The organism is Streptacidiphilus fuscans, from assembly GCF_015690355.1.
GTDB lineage: Bacteria > Actinomycetota > Actinomycetes > Streptomycetales > Streptomycetaceae > Streptacidiphilus > Streptacidiphilus fuscans.
Window position 1 is genome coordinate 128,456 of the sequence record NZ_JADPRT010000009.1, and the last position, 15,539, is coordinate 143,994.

Annotated in this window: 15 protein-coding genes and 1 tRNA gene; 9 read left to right on the top strand and 7 right to left on the bottom strand. The window is 71.3% G+C overall.

Annotated features, from left to right (window positions below):
- Positions 1 to 44 precede the first annotated feature (44 nt).
- From I2501_RS21825 to I2501_RS21840, 4 genes are all read left to right on the top strand, one after another.
- Positions 45 to 665 carry an NUDIX hydrolase gene (locus I2501_RS21825; protein WP_196195840.1) on the top strand — a complete coding sequence of 207 codons (621 nt, stop codon included), beginning with the start codon at positions 45 to 47 and terminating at the stop codon, positions 663 to 665.
- Positions 666 to 822: 157 nt separating this feature from the next.
- Positions 823 to 1,557 (top strand): DUF6542 domain-containing protein, encoded by a 735-nt coding sequence (locus tag I2501_RS21830; protein ID WP_196195841.1) that lies wholly within the window; start codon positions 823 to 825, stop codon positions 1,555 to 1,557.
- Positions 1,550 to 3,157 carry an LCP family protein gene (locus I2501_RS21835; protein WP_196195842.1) on the top strand — a complete coding sequence of 536 codons (1,608 nt, stop codon included), beginning with the start codon at positions 1,550 to 1,552 and terminating at the stop codon, positions 3,155 to 3,157. Before I2501_RS21830 ends, I2501_RS21835 begins: the two co-directional genes overlap by 8 nt.
- Before the next feature lie 162 nt (positions 3,158 to 3,319).
- The gene (locus I2501_RS21840; RefSeq protein WP_196195843.1) at positions 3,320 to 3,994 is read left to right on the top strand and encodes a Crp/Fnr family transcriptional regulator; all 675 of its coding nucleotides are present in this window, start codon (positions 3,320 to 3,322) and stop codon (positions 3,992 to 3,994) included.
- Positions 3,995 to 4,154: 160 nt separating this feature from the next.
- Here I2501_RS21840 and I2501_RS21845 read toward each other — a convergent pair whose 3' ends face one another.
- From I2501_RS21845 to I2501_RS21860, 4 genes are all read right to left on the bottom strand, one after another.
- Entirely contained in the window at positions 4,155 to 4,943 is a 789-nt protein-coding gene (locus I2501_RS21845; RefSeq protein WP_408022766.1) for an MBL fold metallo-hydrolase, read from the bottom strand.
- Positions 4,940 to 5,800, bottom strand: a complete 861-nt coding sequence (locus I2501_RS21850; protein WP_196195844.1) for an NUDIX hydrolase — start codon at positions 5,798 to 5,800, stop codon at positions 4,940 to 4,942. The genes I2501_RS21845 and I2501_RS21850 overlap by 4 nt, the downstream gene beginning before the upstream one ends.
- A gap of 106 nt (positions 5,801 to 5,906) precedes the next feature.
- Positions 5,907 to 6,371 (bottom strand): RidA family protein, encoded by a 465-nt coding sequence (locus I2501_RS21855; protein WP_196195845.1) that lies wholly within the window; start codon positions 6,369 to 6,371, stop codon positions 5,907 to 5,909.
- A 2-nt stretch (positions 6,372 to 6,373) separates the two neighbouring features.
- The gene (locus I2501_RS21860) at positions 6,374 to 6,532 is read right to left on the bottom strand and encodes a DUF4177 domain-containing protein (RefSeq protein ID WP_003991873.1); all 159 of its coding nucleotides are present in this window, start codon (positions 6,530 to 6,532) and stop codon (positions 6,374 to 6,376) included.
- A gap of 111 nt (positions 6,533 to 6,643) precedes the next feature.
- Between I2501_RS21860 and I2501_RS21865 the strand changes: the two genes are divergently transcribed.
- Together I2501_RS21865 and I2501_RS21870 are read left to right on the top strand one after the other, a co-directional pair.
- Complete coding sequence (locus tag I2501_RS21865; RefSeq protein WP_196195846.1) at positions 6,644 to 7,675, top strand: ArsA-related P-loop ATPase; 1,032 nt, start codon at positions 6,644 to 6,646, stop codon at positions 7,673 to 7,675.
- Entirely contained in the window at positions 7,672 to 8,871 is a 1,200-nt protein-coding gene (locus I2501_RS21870) for an ArsA family ATPase (RefSeq protein ID WP_196195847.1), read from the top strand. Before I2501_RS21865 ends, I2501_RS21870 begins: the two co-directional genes overlap by 4 nt.
- A 236-nt stretch (positions 8,872 to 9,107) precedes the next feature.
- Here I2501_RS21870 and I2501_RS21875 read toward each other — a convergent pair whose 3' ends face one another.
- Entirely contained in the window at positions 9,108 to 9,428 is a 321-nt protein-coding gene (locus I2501_RS21875; RefSeq protein WP_196195848.1) for a WhiB family transcriptional regulator, read from the bottom strand.
- A 388-nt stretch (positions 9,429 to 9,816) separates the two neighbouring features.
- On the opposite strand from I2501_RS21875, the gene I2501_RS21880 reads away from it, so the two are divergent.
- The gene (locus tag I2501_RS21880) at positions 9,817 to 12,153 is read left to right on the top strand and encodes a transglycosylase domain-containing protein (RefSeq protein WP_196195849.1); all 2,337 of its coding nucleotides are present in this window, start codon (positions 9,817 to 9,819) and stop codon (positions 12,151 to 12,153) included.
- Positions 12,154 to 12,301: 148 nt separating this feature from the next.
- Here I2501_RS21880 and I2501_RS21885 read toward each other — a convergent pair whose 3' ends face one another.
- Positions 12,302 to 12,769: a GatB/YqeY domain-containing protein gene (locus tag I2501_RS21885; RefSeq protein ID WP_196195850.1), complete on the bottom strand. Its 468-nt coding sequence runs from the start codon at positions 12,767 to 12,769 to the stop codon at positions 12,302 to 12,304.
- 161 nt (positions 12,770 to 12,930) lie between these two features.
- Between I2501_RS21885 and I2501_RS21890 the strand changes: the two genes are divergently transcribed.
- Positions 12,931 to 13,890 (top strand): metallophosphoesterase, encoded by a 960-nt coding sequence (locus I2501_RS21890; protein ID WP_196195851.1) that lies wholly within the window; start codon positions 12,931 to 12,933, stop codon positions 13,888 to 13,890.
- A 23-nt stretch (positions 13,891 to 13,913) separates the two neighbouring features.
- Here the strand turns inward: I2501_RS21890 and I2501_RS21895 are convergent, their stop codons facing one another.
- Positions 13,914 to 15,038 (bottom strand): LysR family transcriptional regulator, encoded by a 1,125-nt coding sequence (locus I2501_RS21895; protein ID WP_196195852.1) that lies wholly within the window; start codon positions 15,036 to 15,038, stop codon positions 13,914 to 13,916.
- Positions 15,039 to 15,302: 264 nt separating this feature from the next.
- On the opposite strand from I2501_RS21895, the gene I2501_RS21900 reads away from it, so the two are divergent.
- Positions 15,303 to 15,376 (top strand) — tRNA-Pro (locus I2501_RS21900).
- The last annotated feature ends 163 nt before the right edge of the window (positions 15,377 to 15,539 follow it).

The window sequence follows — 15,539 nt, forward strand, 5'->3', positions numbered from 1 at the left end:
CGACATCGCCGAACTACCCGTGAGTTCGCCGCTACGCTCGGCCAATGACCCACGTGACTGAGCGTCCTGACGACCCGGCCGAGCTTGTTCCGCACCGCGTCGACCCTGCCGAACTCGACGCTCTGGCCCGACGCTACCCGCGCCTGCACGCGCCGCAACGCTGGGCCTGGGGCGGTCTGGACGCCCGGTTCTCCGCACAGCTGCCCGAGGACCGCCTCATCACCAACATCCATCTCGTCGGCTTCCAGGACGACGGCGTGGTGCTCTGCCGCGACGATCGCGACCACTGGTTCCTGCCCGGCGGGACCCGGGAGCAGGACGAGAGCGTCCACCGTTGCCTGGCCCGCGAGTTGCGCGAGGAGGCGGGCGCGCGGCTGCTCGGCGCGCCGGTGTGGATCGGCGCGCACCACTGCGTGACGGACAACCCGCGCCCCTACCGCCCGTGGCAGCCGCACCCGGAGAAGGCCTGGCTGTGGGGTTGGGCCGACGTCCTGGTGGACTCCGAGCCGACCAACCCGGACGACGGCGAACCGGTGGTCGAGGTCCGCGTGGTGACGCCGGAGGAGGCGCAGCGGCTGCTGGTCAGGGAGCGCGAGCCGTGGTGGTCCGAGTTGGTGGCGCTCGCCGTCGAGTCCCGCGCCGGGGCGCGCACGCTGGGGAATTGACTGCCCGACGCGCCCCGTCACAGGCGTGACAGCGACGCCACGGTGCGGAACCATGTATGCCCTCTGTGTGTGCGTTGCACAAGTTGCACCTGGTACGCCGGAGCTGAGGGGATATGCCCGGTGCACGCCGCCTGTGGTGAGCTGTGAGAGGAGTGGAATGGCCGAGCAGTTGGCTCTGTCACACCCCGAGTCCGCCCGACCTCGACCTCCGCAGCGCGCCCAGGCGGGCGCCCGGCAGAACGCCCAGCCCCACGGCTCCGCCACGCCGCGTCGGGCGTCGCGCGGCGCCGGGCGCACGGCCAAGTCGCCGCAGCGCCGGGACTGGCCGGTCGCCCGCCCGAAGCCGGGCTTGGTCCTGGTCGGGCTGCCGCTCCTCGGCGCGGGCGTCGACGAGGTCCTGGGCAGCCCGCTCGGCCTCTGTTTCACCCTCGGCGCGGTGCTCGGCACCGTGTGGGCGGCGCTGCTCTGCACCCCGAGCGGGCTGTGGTGGGTGCTGCCGATGCCGCCGCTGCTGGTCACGGCGATCACGGTCGTCTCCCAGCTGGCCCTGCACGGCGACCAGTTCGCGGGCGGCCGGTCGCTCACCACGGCCTCGGTGAAGTGGACGGTCGCCGACTTCCCGATCATGGCGAGCGCCGTCCTGGCCGCCCTGGCCGCCCTCGGCGTGCGCCGAGCGCTCGCGCTGCGCACCGGCGACGGCAGCGCCACCCGCCCCCGTGTCGTCCGCCCGCGCGGCGCGGACGCGGACGCGGACGCAGTCCCAGAAGCGACCTCAGGCTCGGCCTCGGGCTCGGGCTCGGAGGCGGCCTCAGCAGCCGCCTCGGCAGCGGCCGGTGCCTCGTCGCAGGATCCGAGTCAGGTCCCCGTTCCGCGAAGGAGCCACCATGGCTGACCGCCCCCGCAACCGCGCGGTGGGCCCTCGGCCCGCACCGTCGCTGGTCAAGGCCGGCCGCGCCGCCGTCGCCACCGCCTCGGCGGGCGTACTGCTGGTCAGCGGCATCTCGTGGTTCGCCTACAACTCGCTGACGGACGGCCTGAACACCTCCGACGCCCTGTCAGTCGCCCAGCGCCACGCCCCGCCGAAGCTCGACAACTCGATCAACCTGCTGCTGATCGGCCTCGACAGCCGCAAGGACATGAACGGCAACGACCTGCCCAAGCAGTTCGTCGAGCAGGACCTGCACGCGGGGTCCAGCGACATCGGCGGGTACAACACCAACACGCTGATCCTGCTGCACATCCCCAGCGGCGGCGGCAAGGTGCAGGCCTTCTCCGTCCCGCGCGACGACTACGTCCAGACCCTCAACGGTGACGGGACCAGCCAGGGCTTCCACAAGATCAAGGAGGCCTACGGCATCGCCAAGGCCGCCGCCCTGCCCGCCCTCAAGGCGCAGGGCCTCACCGGCGCCGCGCTGGAGCAGCAGAGCCGCGAGGTGGGCCGCGAGGCGACCCTGGCCACCGTCCAGCAGTTCCTCGGCATCCGGATCGACCACTTCGCCGAGGTGAACCTGCTCGGCTTCTACGACATCGCGCAGGTGGTGCAGCCGATCACGGTCTGCCTCAAGCACGCCACCAGGGACCCGGCCATGGCCGGCCAGGGCTCCGGCGCCGACTTCCACGCCGGCTACAACACCCTGGACGCGGCCCAGGCCCTGGCCTTCGTCCGCCAGCGCCACAACCTGACCAACGGCGACCTGGACCGCACCCACCGCCAGCAGGCCTTCATCTCCTCGGTGATGTACAAGCTCAAGCAGGAAGGTCTCTTCAACGACCTGGGCAAGATGCAGTCCCTCTTCGACGTGGTGAAGAAGGACGTGGTGCTCGACTCGCAGTGGAACATCCTGGACTTCGCCCAGCAGGTCCCCAGCCTGACCGGCGGCAACGTCGTCTTCAACACGCTCCCGATCCAGGGCTTCGCCACCCGCAACGGCGAGTCGGTCAACCTGGTCGACGTGCAGCAGATCCAGCACATCATGCAGCGCCTGATCGGCCACGACCAGAGCCCGGCGGCGACGCCCGCGTCGTCCTCCGCAGCGTCCTCGGCGTCGGCGGCGTCCTCGGCACCGCAGCAGGTCGCGCCGGCGACGGTGGACGTGCTGAACGGCTCCGGGATCACCGGTCTGGCGGCGCAGAAGCTGAAGTCGCTGGTCGACGCGGGCTGGTCGCCGGGCCGGACCGGCAACGCCGCCCCGCACACCCACACCGTCGTGCACTACGGCAGCGGCGCGCAGCAGGCCGCCCAGCAGGTCGCGGCGAAGCTCGGTAGCAGCGGCGTCACGGTGGCTCCGTCCGGCGCGGTCGCCCCCGGCCACGTCGAGGTGGTCCTGGGCACGGACGCCACGCCGACGGCGCCGGGCGGTTCCGCCGGTGGTGCGGGCGGTGGATCGGGCGCAGGCGGCTCGTCCGACGGGGCGCAGGCGGGGACGACGTCGGACATCCCCTTCCAGGGTTCGGCGGTCGAGATGGGCCAGGGCATCCCCTGCGTGGACTGACGGACGCCCGACCGGCACCAGGGCCAAAACGGACTCTTGTGCGACCCGGCTAGGAGATCCGCGAACACGTAGGACACACTTGTTGTGATTGATCGCACTGTTTCCCGGTCGGGCATGATGGGGATCGCACCTCAAGCCTGCACGGCCGACTAGGAGGACCGAGTGGACGACGTTCTGCGGCGGGCACCGCTCTTCACCGCGCTGGACGACGAGCAGTCAGCGGAGTTGCGTGCCTCCATGGCGGAGACCACGCTCGCGCGCGGCGAGTCGTTGTTCCACGAGGGCGACCCGGGCGACCGGCTGTACGTCATCGTCGAGGGCAAGGTGAAGCTGCACCGCGCTTCGGCCGACGGCCGCGAGAACATGCTCGCGGTGGTGGGCCCCAGCGAGATGATCGGCGAGCTCTCGCTGTTCGACCCGGGCCCGCGTACGGCGACCGCCTCCGCGCTGACCGAGGTGAAGCTGCTCGGCCTGGGTCACGGCGATCTGCAGCCGTGGCTGCAGACGCGCCCCGAGGTCGCGATCGCCCTGCTCCGCGCCATCGCCCGCCGCCTGCGCCGGACCAACGACGTCATGTCGGACCTGGTCTTCTCCGACGTCCCCGGCCGCGTGGCCAAGGCGCTGCTGGACCTGTCGCGGCGGTTCGGCGTTCCCTCGGACGAGGGCATCCACGTCGTCCACGACCTCACACAGGAGGAGCTGGCCCAGCTGGTCGGCGCGTCCCGCGAGACGGTCAACAAGGCGCTCGCCGACTTCGCGCAGCGGGGGTGGCTCCGCCTTGAGGCTCGCGCCGTGATCCTCCTCGACGTCGAGCGCTTGGCGCGGCGCTCGCGGTAATCCCCTTCGGGCACGCGGGGAAGTTGCACTATCCAGGGGCGCGGGGAACTGCGCGAGAAACCACTGACATGCGGATGGCCCTGTTAGGTCGGGGCTCTACGTAAGCGAGTGGCTTGTCGCGCAGTTCCTCGCGCCCCTGGTGTTGCAACTTCTCCTCGCGCTACAGCGCGCCTTGCTCCCGCAGATACTCCAGCTGTGCCCGCACCGACCACTCCGCCGCAGGCCACAGCGCGCGGTCTACGTCGGAGTAGACCTCCGCCACGACCGCCGCAGGCGTCCGGTGGCCTGCGGCTACCGCCGCAGCGACCTGCGCGAGGCGGGACTCGCGGTGGGAGAGGTAGTACTCGACCGCGCCGAGGGCGTCGTCGAGGACCGGGCCGTGGCCCGGGAGGATCGTGGTGACGTCGCGCTCCTGCGCGAGAGCGCGCAGGCGGCGCAGGGAGTCGAGGTAGTCGCCGAGGCGGCCGTCCGGGTGGGCGACGACCGTGGTGCCCCGGCCCAGGACCGTGTCGCCGGTCAGGACCGCGCCGTCCGCGGGGAGCGTGAAGCAGAGCGAGTCGGACGTGTGTCCAGGCGTGCCGACGACGCGGAGCTCCATGCCGCCGTACGTCAGCACGTCCCCGTCGGTCAGGCCCTCCTCGCCGAGCCGCAACGCCGGGTCCAGCGCCCGGACGCCGCTGCCGCTGAGCTCGGCGAAGCGCGCCGCGCCCTCGGCGTGGTCGGCGTGGCCGTGGGTGAGCAGGGTCGCGGCGACCCGGCAGCCGCGCGCCTCGACGGCGGCCAGCACGGCCGCGAGGTGGCCCTCGTGCAGGGGGCCCGGGTCGATCACCACGGCCTCGGTGGAGCCCGGCTCGGCGACGATCCAGGTGTTGGTGCCCTCCAGCGTCATCGGCGACGGGTTGAGCGCGAGCACGAGAGCGGCTCGCTCGGTGGGCTGCTGGACGGTCACAGCTGCCCCCGCAGAGCCAGACCGGGGTAGCCCGGCCAGCTGACCACGACCGCGCCGTCCGTCTCGATCCGCGCCTCGGCCATGATCGGCTCCACCGTGCGCGCGTCCGCCGCGGCCAGCGCCTGGGCCGGGGTGGCGAGCGGCTCCAGCTCGCGCAGCGTGGTGACGGTCGGCGGCAGCATGCCGAACTCGCCCGCCGTGTGGTGGGCGACCGCCTCGCGGGGGCTGATCCAGAGGACCCGGTCCGCCTCGCCCGGCACCTCGGCCGTGCGCTGGCCGTCGGGGACGGTCGCGACGAAGAACCAGGTGTCGTAGCGGCGCTCCTCGAACGCCGGGGTGATCCAGCGCGACCACGCGCCCAGCAGGTCGCTGCGCAGCACCAGGCCGCGCTTGGCGAGGAACTCGCCGAAGGAGAGCTCGTGCGCCTCCAGGGCGGCGCGCGCGGCGCGCCACTCCTCGCCGGAGACGTCGGCGACCACGGAGTCCGCGTCGGGACCGGCCAGCAGCACGCCGGACTCCTCGAAGGTCTCCCGGACCGCCGCGCAGACGATCGCCCGCGCGTCGTCGGCAGGGACGCCGAGCCGTCTGCCCCAGGCATCCGCGTCCGGACCGGCCCAGCCGAGCTCGGGCACGCTGTCGCGCTGGTCCACGGCCCCGCCGGGGTAGGCGTACATGCCGCCCGCGAAGGCCATCGAGGTACGGCGGCGCAGCAGGTACGCCTCGGTTCCCTCGCCGCCCTGCAGGGCCGGGCGCAGCAGCACGACCGTGGCCGCGCGGCGCGGCGTGACGGGGGTCAGTTCACCGCGTGCCTGCGCCGCGATCCGGTCCGCCCAGCTCGGCGGGAGTCGATCACTCATGGCCGGATCGTACGGCGCAGGCCGTGGATTGCCCATGCCTGCTCCGCGCCCGAAGCCGGAAACACCCAGCTCAGGCCCAGTTCGGGCAGTTTTGGAGACCAAGGGGTCAGGCGCGGACCTGGACCTGGATCTCCACCTCGACCGGAGCGTCCAGCGGCAGCACCGCCACGCCGACCGCGCTGCGCGCGTGCACGCCCGCCTCGCCGAGGACCGCGCCCAGCAGCTCGCTCGCGCCGTTGACGACGCCCGGCTGACCGGTGAAGTCAGGCGCGGACGCGACGAAGCCGACGACCTTGACCACACGCTCGACCTTGTCCAGGTCACCGATCAGGGACTTGACCGCTGCCAGGGCGTTGACCGCGCAGATCTTCGCCTGCTCCTTGGCCTCCTCGGCGGTGACCTCGGCGCCGACCTTGCCGGTCAGGCTCAGCTTGCCCGCGACCATCGGCAGCTGGCCGGAGGTGAAGACGTAGTCGCCGGTGCGGACGGCGGGGACGTAGGCCGCAAGCGGCGGGGCGACCTCGGGCAGCTCCAGGCCCAGCTCGGCCAGGCGGCTCTCTACCTTGCTCATTGCTACTGCTTCTCCCGCTTCAGGTAAGCCACCAGCTGCTCGGGGTTGTTCGGGCCCGGAACGACCTGGACCAGCTCCCAGCCGTCCTCGCCCCAGGTGTCCAGGATCTGCTTCGTCGCGTGCACCAGCAGCGGCACCGTCGCGTATTCCCACTTGGTCATGACACCGGACTCTAGCCCGTCCGCCCAACCCCCACGGGTTACGCTCGCCTGGACGGGGACAGAGAACCCATGACCGAGACAGCGACGCCCAGCACCAGGGAGGCACGCCACATGCCCGCAGCCGCATCCGCCGGCCCGGACTGGGAGGGCGTGCGCCTTCACGTCGTCAGCGGAAAGGGCGGCACCGGCAAGACCACGGTGGCCGCCGCGCTCGCGTTGGCGCTGGCCAAGGAGGGTCGCCGGACCCTGCTGATCGAGGTCGAGGAGCGCCAGGGCATCGCCGAGCTGTTCGGCATAGCGGCGCTGCCCTACGAGGAACGCAAGGTGGCCGGCGGTCGCGGCCACGGCGAGGTCTTCGCGCTGGCCATCGACATCGAGCAGGCGCTGCTCGAGTACCTGGAGATGTTCTACAAGCTGGGCCGCGCCGGGAAGGCGCTGCGCAAGCTCGGCTTCATCGACTTCGCGACCACGATCGCGCCCGGCCTGCGCGACGTGCTGCTGACCGGCAAGGCCTGCGAGGCGGTCCGCCGCCGACGCCCGGACGGGAGACCCGTCTACGACGCGGTGGTGATGGACGCGCCGCCGACGGGCCGGGTGACCCGGTTCCTCAACATCAACACCGAGGTGGCCGGGCTGGCCCGGATGGGCCCGATCTACACCCAGTCACAGGCCGTGATGCGGGTGATCCAGTCGCCGGAGACGGCCGTGCACATGGTCACGCTGCTGGAGGAGATGCCGGTCCAGGAGACGGTCGACGGGATAGAGGACCTGCACGCGGCGAAACTGCCGCTCGGCGGGGTGTTCGTCAACATGGTCCGCCCGCCGGTCCTTGACGCCGCGGCGGTCCTGGCCGCCGACGGTGCCGACCACGAGGAGGAGCTGGCGCTCGCCCTCACCGAGGCCGGTCTTGGCGGCCGTCGCACGAGCGGCGGCGGTCCGAGCGCTGCGGTACGGAAGCTGGTCGGCCCACTGCTGGAGCAGGGCCGCGAGCACGCGGCCCGGGTGGAGCTGGAGCGCGAGCAGCGCCGAGACATCCAGGGGCTGAAGCTGCCCACCTACGAACTCCCGCAGTTGTCGGGCGGCGTCGACCTCGGCGGGCTCTACCGGCTGGCGACGGAACTGCGGAACCAGGGGGCGGCATGAGCAGCGGCGCGAACGGCAGCGGCAACGGCGGGAACGGCAGCGGCAGCGGCAGCAGTGGGGACCTGACCGCGCGTCACCTCGACGTCGACGCGCTGATCGACGACCGCGGCACCAGGATCGTCGTCTGCTGCGGCTCCGGCGGCGTCGGCAAGACCACCACCGCGGCCGCGCTCGGCCTGCGGGCGGCCGAACGCGGCCGCAAGGTCGTCGTCCTGACGATCGACCCGGCGCGCCGGCTGGCGCAGTCGATGGGCCTGACCGAGCTCGACAACACCCCACGCGTCGTCAAGGGCGTCAACGGGGACGGCGAGCTGCAGGCGATGATGCTCGACATGAAGCGGACCTTCGACGAGGTCGTGCTCGCCCACGCCGACCCCGAGCGGGCCCGGCAGATCATGGAGAACCCCTTCTACCAGTCGCTCTCCTCCGGCTTCGCCGGGACGCAGGAGTACATGGCGATGGAGAAGCTGGGCCAGCTGCACGCGACGGGCCGGTGGGACCTGATCATCGTGGACACCCCGCCGAGCCGCTCCGCCCTGGACTTCCTGGACGCGCCCAACCGGCTGGGGTCCTTCCTCGACGGACGGCTCATCAAGGTGCTGACCGCGCCCGCGAAGGTCGGCGGTCGCAGCGCGATGAAGATGCTGAACGTCGGCATGACGATGTTCACCGGCGTGCTGAGCAAGGTGCTGGGCGCGAACGTGCTCCAGGACGTGTCGACCTTCGTCGCGGCGATGGACTCGATGTTCGGCGGCTTCCGCGAGCGCGCGGACCGCACGTACGCGCTGCTGCAGGCGAAGGGCACGGCGTTCCTCGTCGTCGCCGCGCCGGAGCGGGACGCGCTGCGCGAGGCGGCGTACTTCGTCGACCGCCTGGAGGCCGACCGCATGCCGCTGGCCGGCCTCGTCCTCAACCGCGTCCACCGCACGGGCGCTCCGCAGCTCAGCGCGGAGCGCGCGCGGGCCGCGGCCGAGTCCCTCGACGACGGCTCGGCGGGCGCGGGCGAGCAGCTGGCCGCGGGCCTGCTGCGGCTCCACGCTGAGCGCGTGCAAATGATGACCCGTGAGCGACGCATGCGTGACCGCTTCGTGTCCGTCTACCCGGACGTCCGCGTGGCGGAGGTCTCCGCGCTCCCGGGCGACGTCCACGACCTCGACGGCCTCCGCGAGATCGGCACCCGCCTCACCGGCGACTAGCCATGCACCACCTCAGGGGCGCGGGGAACTGCGCGAACAACCACCCTGTGCGGATGGCCCTGCTCGTTCAGCCAACCACCTACACGAGTGGCTTGTCGCGCAGTTCCCCGCGCCCCTGGATAGTGCAACTACCTGCGGCAGCGCACACTCGGCTGCTCGCGCCCACGCGGCGGAGCCGCGCATCAGCAGAGGCCCGCGCCCCTGAGGTGGTGCAACTACCTCACATGCCGCGGGCGTCAGCCCGCCTCGGCGTAGTCCTCCACGTCGCAGACGCTGTAGCTCTGCTCGTACTCGGACCGGGCCGTCTCCAGCAGACGGCGCCAGGACACCACAGTCGGCCGACGGCGAAGCAGCGCTCTACGTTCGCGCTCGGTCATACCGCCCCAGACGCCGAACTCGACGCGGTTGTCGAGCGCGTCGGCCAGGCATTCGGTGCGTACCGGGCACCCCGTGCACACCGCCTTGGCGCGGTTCTGTGCCGCCCCCTGGACGAACAGTTCGTCCGGATCACTGGTGCGGCAGGCGGCCTGCGCACTCCAGTCCTCAACCCAGCTCATGCTGGCGCCGTCCTCTCCCGAATCGAGGCTCCCCCACGGCGGCAACGGCGAATATGCCGTTGCCAGTTGAGGACGTTACGGAAGAAGTGCGCGTTGCAACAGCCCCTTGGGGCTCAATCCTTATGGCCCATTTGGACTATGCGTGCTCGGGAGATCACCCGTTGGAGTGATCGCAGGCAGGAGGCCTACACGGGCTTCGGGGACCCGCCGCGCGCCTACCGGATGCGCTTCCGTCTGGCATATGCCGCTCATATGCCGACGATTCGGTCATCTCTCATCACCCACAAGAGTGAGTCGAGCGGGCAGACGGCGTCCTGCCGTGCGCTTGTGACAAGAGTAGGCGAACAGCTGCCCGCCTGTCCGGGGAACGCCGCGTATGGTTCTGCGCATGGCAGCGAAGCGGAAGGTATCCCCACTGCAGCAGATCTCGCTCGGAGCCCGTCTGCTGGGCGCGAGCGTGCTGGCCGGCGGCCTGGTCGCCGGTCTGGCACTCCCTGCGGTCGGGGCGTTGGGGTTGACGGCCAAGAGCGCGGTCAACGACTTCAACAACATCCCGGACGACTTCACCACGCCTCCCCTGTCGCAGGCGTCCTACATCTACGACGGCCAGAACAACGTCATCGCCAAGGTCTACTCGCGCGACCGCACGGTCGTGCCGGAGAGCCAGATCGCCCCGGTGATGCGTCAGGCGCTGGTCGACATCGAGGACAACCGCTTCTACCAGCACGGCGCGATCGACCTGAAGGGCACCCTGCGCGCGCTCAGCAACAACAGCGGCGGCGGTTCGACCCAGGGCGGTTCCACGCTGACCCAGCAGTACGTCAAGAACGTCTTCGTCGAGGAGGCGGGCAACGACCAGGCCAAGGTGCTGGAGGCGCAGCGCCAGACGGTCGGCCGCAAGATCCAGGAGCTGAAGTACGCGATCAAGGTCGAGGAGACCCTGACCAAGGACCAGATCCTGACCAACTACCTGAACCTCACCTTCTTCGGCGAGCAGGCCTACGGCATCGAGGCCGCCTCCGAGCGCTACTTCGGCGTCCGCGCCTCCCAGTTGAAGGTGCAGCAGGCCGCGCTGCTGGCCGGCCTGGTGCAGTCGCCCACCTACTACGACCCGCTGGTCTACCCGGACGTGGCGCTGCAACGCCGCAACACGGTGCTGGAGAAGATGGCCGAGTACGGCAGTATCAGCTCCGCCCAGGCCAAGGCCGCCGAGGCGACGCCGCTGGGCCTGTCCCCGCACAAGGCGCAGGAGGGCTGCATCACGGCCACCCACAGCGGGGAGGCCTTCTTCTGCGACTACGTCGAGCACATCATCCTGCAGGACCCGGCCTTCGGCGCCACCGAGTCGGACCGCCAGGCCCTGTGGGACAAGGGCGGCCTGCAGATCCACACCACCCTGGACCCGAAGGCCCAGGCGGCGCTCTACTCCTCCGTCACCTCGCACGTGTACGCGGGCGACAAGGCCGCCACGGCGATGACCATGGTCCAGCCGGGCACCGGCAAGATCCTGGCGATGGGTCAGAGCCGCCCGTACGGCGTCGGCAGCAGCCCGGCAGTCACCACGCTGAACTACAACGTCGACCGCACCATGGGCGGTGGCGGCGGGTTCCCGACCGGTTCGACGTTCAAGCCGATCACCGCGGCGGCGGCCCTGGAGCAGGGCCTCAAGATGGACAAGAGCTACCCGTCGCCCTACCAGGAGCCGTACCCGTCCATGACGGACTGCAACGGCAACACCCTGGCCCAGGTCGACAACCCGCCGGACCAGAACGACTCGACGAGCCTGGTGGGCCCGTTCAACATGCCCGACGCGATGGCCAAGTCGGTCAACACCTACTTCGTGCCGCTGGAGAAGGACGCCGGCCTCTGCAACGTCGTCCACATGATGAACAAGCTGGGCATCACCACCCAGGCCACCTACTCCCCCAACAGCACCACGCTGGCGCCGATCGAGCAGGTGCAGTCGCTGACGCTGGGTACCAACAACCTGACCCCGCTGGAGATGGCGAACGTCTACGCCACCTTCGCGGCGCGCGGCCTCTACTGCTCGCCGACCGCGATCACCTCGGTGACCACGGCGGACCACAAGTCGCTCCCGGTCCCGCAGGCGAACTGCCAGCAGGTGATGCAGCAGAGCACAGCCGACGCGATCACCACCATGCTCAAGGGCGTGGTCGAGGACGGCACCGGCGCGGCCGACGGCTTCTCCGACGGCCGTCCGAGCGCGGGCAAGACGGGTACCACCGACTCGCACTTCCAGGTCTGGTTCGTGGGCTTCACCCCGCAGCTGGCGGGCGCCACGGTGGTGAGTGACACCGCTAAGTACGACAACCTGTCCTACCAGTCGATCGGCGGCGTCACGCAGACCGCGTTCGGCTCGACGGTCGCCGGTCCGATCTGGCACGACGCGATGGACGGCGCGCTCGCGGGCGTCCCGTTCGGGAGCTTCAACCTGGTGCCGCTGCCGAACAAGAACCCGCCGTCGAACGACGGCGCGAAGAAGGGCAAGAAGCCCGGCCAGAACGGCGGTCAGGGCGGCGGCCCCGGCGGCGCGATCTTCGGCCAGGCGGGCGGCACGACGGGCGGGCCCGGCGGCGGCAACGGCAGCACCGGCACCATCTTCGGCGGCACGGGCGGCACGGGCGGGCCGGGTACGGCGGGCGGCACGGGCATCGTCGGCGTGGCGGGCGGCGGCCCCGGCGGCGGGAACGGCTTCGGCGGCTGACAGTTGCACTGCTTAGGGGCGCGGGGAACTAAGCGAGAAACCACCCTGTGCGGACGGTCCTGCCCGTTGAGGACCATCTGTCGTGGGTGGCTTGTCGCGCAGTTCCCCGCGCCCCTGTGTAGTGCAACTTCCCTTGTCAGAAAGGGACTCAGCCCGCCAGCGCGCTCTTGACCGCGGCGGCGACCCTGCCGCCCTCCGCCAGGCCGGAGACCTTCGGGTTGACGATCTTCATGACCGCGCCCATCGCGCGCGGGCCCTCCGCGCCGCCCGCCTTCGCCTCGGCGACGGCCTCGGCGACGATCGCGGTGAGCTCCTCGTCCGACAGCTGCTTCGGCAGGTACGCCGCCAGGACCACGCCCTCCGCCCGCTCGCGGTCCGCGGACTCCGGGCGACCGCCCTGGTCGAAGGCCTCGGCGGCCTCGCGGCGCTTCTTCGCCTCGCGGGTGATCACCTGGAGCACCTCCGCGTCGCTGAGCACGCGCGCGGTCTTGCCGGCCACCTCCTCCTTGGTGATGGCGGCCAGGGTCAGCCGGATCGTGCCGGAACGAAGATCGTCACGGGCCCGGATCGCGGCGGTGAGGTCCTCCTGGAGCTGCTGCTTGAGCGTCGTGGTCATGACGTAAGTCTCGCATCTCCGGGCAACCCGCCGCCCGCATTAACGCATGCGGTCAGTGCGGTCAGCCCGCGCAGCCGGCCCGTGCACTCGGTGCGTGCGTTCAGCGCACGCACGGCGCACCTCGCGCACCGGCACCGCGCGGCTTCTGACACCATGGTCGAATGCGCACCCGATACTCCGTTCCGCTGAAGGCCCTGGGAGTCACCGCCGCCGTCGGCGCGGCCTGCGTCGGCTACGCCGCCGGGTACGAGGTGCGCTCGTTCAGGTTGCGACGCGTGGAGATCCCGGTGCTCCCGGCGGGTGCCAAGCCGATGCGGATCCTCCAGGTCTCCGACATCCACATGGTCAACGGCCAACGGAAGAAGCAGGTCTGGCTGCGCGGCCTGGCCGCGCTCCGCCCCGACCTGGTGATCAACACCGGTGACAACCTGTCCGACCCGGAGGCCGTGCCGCAGACCCTCGACGCGCTCGGTCCGCTGATGGACTTCCCCGGCGCGTACGTCTTCGGCTCCAACGACTACTACGGTCCCAAGCCGAAGAACCCCGCCCGCTACCTGTCCGCGATGCTCTCCGGCAACCACGGCCTGAACAACGCCGACGGCACCGCGCGACGTGGCATCGTCGGGGCCGTCCACAACCCGTGGACCGACCTGCGCGACGGATTCGACGCGGCGGGCTGGGTGGACCTGACCAACCGGCGCGGCCGGCTGAAGGTCAACGGACTGGACCTGGAGCTCACCGGGCTGGACGACCCGCACATCCGGCGGGACCGCTACCAGGCCGTCGCGGGCGGCCCGTCGGCCGACGCGGACGTCTCCTTCGGTGTGGTCCACGCGCCGTACCTGCGCGTCCTGGACGCGTTCGCCGCCGACGGCTACCCGCTGATCCTGGCGGGGCACACCCACGGCGGTCAGCTGTGCGTCCCCTTCTACGGGGCGCTGGTGACCAACTGCGACATCGACCGTGACCGGGTCAAGGGCCTGTCCCGGCACGTGGCGGGCGGACGGCAGGCCTACCTGCACGTCTCGGCGGGCTGCGGCACCAACCGCTACACCCCGGTCCGCTTCGCCTGCCCGCCCGAGGCGACCCTGCTCACGCTCCTGCCGCGCGACCGGGCCTGAGACCCGACCTCAGCCGTCCCGGCTCACTCGCCGTCGGCGGCGCGGACCTCGCCGGGGTCCCCGGGGTCCTCGCTGGGGTCTTCTCCGGGGACCTCGAACGCGCCGTCGATCACGCCGATGTCCGCACCGTCCAGCGCGCCCGCCGGACGCAGGCCCTGAAGGGACGCGCCTCGCGCCGCCCGGGGCCCACCGGACGTCCCTGCCGGCTCGCCCGCGTCTCCCACGTCTCCCGCGTCGTCCGAGAGCCACGCGTGCCGACGCGAGGTCTCCTCGGCGACCCGCAGCAGTCGGCCGACCGACGGCGAGTGCTTGCCGGGACGGGTGACGAGGTGCACCTCGATGAACGCGCGCGGCGTCACCGGGAGCCAGACCAGGCTGCTCGGCAGCCCGATCCGGCCGGAGAGGCCGACCATGGTCACCGCGGCGCCGGAGGCCACCGGCGTGTAGGAGGCGTCGAAGTCCAGGCCCCGGTAGAGCACCTCGGGCTTGGCACCGGCCCGCGCGCAGATCTCCATGATCTCGTCGTAGTGGCCGGGGTTGTGGTCGCGCGGGTGCAGCAGCAGCTTGAGGCCGTCCAGGTCGGCCGGGTCGATCTCGGTTGTGCCCTGGGCCAGCGGGTGGTCCCGGCTGATCACGATGCCCTGCGGCTCGCGGCGCAGCAGCGTCAGCTCGACGTCCGCCGGCAGCGCGTCCAGCTGCGCGGAGCGGACCAGGCCCACGTCCAGCGTCCCGGCGGCGACGGAGTCGACGATGTCGGCGAAGGCCATGACCCGGGCCGACACCTCGATGCCGGGGGCTTCCTCGCTCATCGCCAGCAGCAGTTGGGGGGCGGTCTCGTAGCCCGCGCTCATCCCGTAGCCGAGGCTGAGTGCGCCGACCCGCCCGTCCGCGTACTCGCGCACGCCGCGCCAGAGGTTCTCCGCGGCCTCCAGCAGCGCCGGGCCGCGCTCCAGCAGCATCCGACCGGCCTCGGTCGGTTCGACCTTGTGCGTCGTGCGGGTCAGCAGCTCGACGCCGAGCTCGCGCTCCAGCTCCCGCACCTGGCGGCTGAGCGCCGGCTGCGCGATGTGGAGCCGCTCCGCGGCGCGTGTGAAGTTCCGCTCCTCGGCGACGGCCAGGAAGTACCGCAGGCGGCGCAGCTCGGACATACGTCCATCTTAGGAGCACTGCCATGCCGTTCCGGTATGAACATCCACGTCGGCCCTTACCGACGGCCCTCGTCCGCGTCTGCGGCGGGTCTGCGGCGAGTCCGTGCCGGGTCCGTGCCAGGTCCGCCGCGGGCTCTCGGGCGGGCTCCATCGGGCCTGCCCCAAACCGCCCCCGGAACTGCACACCCGCCCCACCCGCACCGGCCTGCGGGAATCGGATTTCGTCTCCGGGGGGATGGTCCGCTAGAGTAACCATCGTTGCACCGGGGTGTAGCGCAGCTTGGTAGCGCGCTTCGTTCGGGACGAAGAGGTCGTGGGTTCAAATCCCGCCACCCCGACTGGTGACACACCGAAGAGGGCCGGTCTTCCACTCAGGAAGACCGGCCCTCTTCTCGTGCCCGCAGACCGTTCTCGCGCATTTTGTGTGCAGTTTTCGCACGTGTTGAGACCGCTTGAGGTCACTGTGACCCACGCAACCGACGGGAACCGGACAGGCAGTCT

Excerpts from the sequence above, each read along its gene's own strand:
- I2501_RS21885 (WP_196195850.1), bottom strand. The coding sequence starts at position 12,769 with ATGACCACGACGCTCAAGCAGCAGCTCCAGGAGGACCTCACCGCCGCG.
- I2501_RS21835 (WP_196195842.1), top strand. The coding sequence starts at position 1,550 with ATGGCTGACCGCCCCCGCAACCGCGCGGTGGGCCCTCGGCCCGCACCG.
- I2501_RS21880 (WP_196195849.1), top strand. The coding sequence starts at position 9,817 with ATGGCAGCGAAGCGGAAGGTATCCCCACTGCAGCAGATCTCGCTCGGA.
- I2501_RS21865 (WP_196195846.1), top strand. The coding sequence starts at position 6,644 with ATGCCCGCAGCCGCATCCGCCGGCCCGGACTGGGAGGGCGTGCGCCTT.
- I2501_RS21890 (WP_196195851.1), top strand. The coding sequence starts at position 12,931 with ATGCGCACCCGATACTCCGTTCCGCTGAAGGCCCTGGGAGTCACCGCC.
- I2501_RS21850 (WP_196195844.1), bottom strand. The coding sequence starts at position 5,800 with ATGAGTGATCGACTCCCGCCGAGCTGGGCGGACCGGATCGCGGCGCAG.
- I2501_RS21830 (WP_196195841.1), top strand. The coding sequence starts at position 823 with ATGGCCGAGCAGTTGGCTCTGTCACACCCCGAGTCCGCCCGACCTCGA.
- I2501_RS21855 (WP_196195845.1), bottom strand. The coding sequence starts at position 6,371 with ATGAGCAAGGTAGAGAGCCGCCTGGCCGAGCTGGGCCTGGAGCTGCCC.
- I2501_RS21825 (WP_196195840.1), top strand. The coding sequence starts at position 45 with ATGACCCACGTGACTGAGCGTCCTGACGACCCGGCCGAGCTTGTTCCG.
- I2501_RS21870 (WP_196195847.1), top strand. The coding sequence starts at position 7,672 with ATGAGCAGCGGCGCGAACGGCAGCGGCAACGGCGGGAACGGCAGCGGC.
- I2501_RS21875 (WP_196195848.1), bottom strand. The coding sequence starts at position 9,428 with ATGAGCTGGGTTGAGGACTGGAGTGCGCAGGCCGCCTGCCGCACCAGT.
- I2501_RS21860 (WP_003991873.1), bottom strand. The coding sequence starts at position 6,532 with ATGACCAAGTGGGAATACGCGACGGTGCCGCTGCTGGTGCACGCGACG.
- I2501_RS21895 (WP_196195852.1), bottom strand. The coding sequence starts at position 15,038 with ATGTCCGAGCTGCGCCGCCTGCGGTACTTCCTGGCCGTCGCCGAGGAG.